Here is a 566-nt window from a genome sequence, read left to right as displayed (position 1 = left end):
CCAAAGCCACAAGTATAATCAGAAGCACCCTGAATATAGTATCATTCTGGTTTTTTAATGTCAACATAAATTTCACTATTTTTGGTGCTTCTGACAATAACATCACTTGTTTAACTTTATTTTAGTTTACTGTTTCTGTTTCGACTTCTTCAGTCTCATCAGCTTCTGTAGACAAATCATCCAGTGAAGCTTGAATCTTACGGTAACGCTGCATTCCTGTACCAGCAGGAACAAGTTTACCAATGATAACATTTTCTTTCAATCCTAACAGTTCATCGCGCTTACCTTTGATTGCAGCATCTGTTAATACCCGGGTAGTTTCCTGGAATGATGCAGCAGATAAGAATGAATCTGTTTCAAGTGAAGCTTTTGTAATACCTAGCAATACTGGTTTACCAACAGCAGGCTGTTTACCTTCATTAAGAATGCCGTGGTTAGCATCCTTAAACTGATGGATTTCAAGTAGTGACCCTGGTAATACACTTGTGTCGCCTGAGTCAACAACACGCACTTTTCGAAGCATTTGACGAACCATAACCTCAACGTGTTTGTCACCAATTTCAACA

1 pseudogene is annotated in these 566 nt (G+C 38.5%); it reads right to left on the bottom strand.

Features of this window, described 5'->3' with window-relative positions:
* Positions 1 to 121 precede the first annotated feature (121 nt).
* Positions 122 to 566, bottom strand: a pseudogene (locus AC3G7N_RS22065) (DNA-directed RNA polymerase subunit beta'); the annotation flags it as partial.

Source organism: Virgibacillus carmonensis (assembly GCF_057836705.1).
The sequence above is the reverse complement of the archived record's forward strand: the minus strand, read 5'-3'. Positions and strand labels throughout refer to the sequence as shown.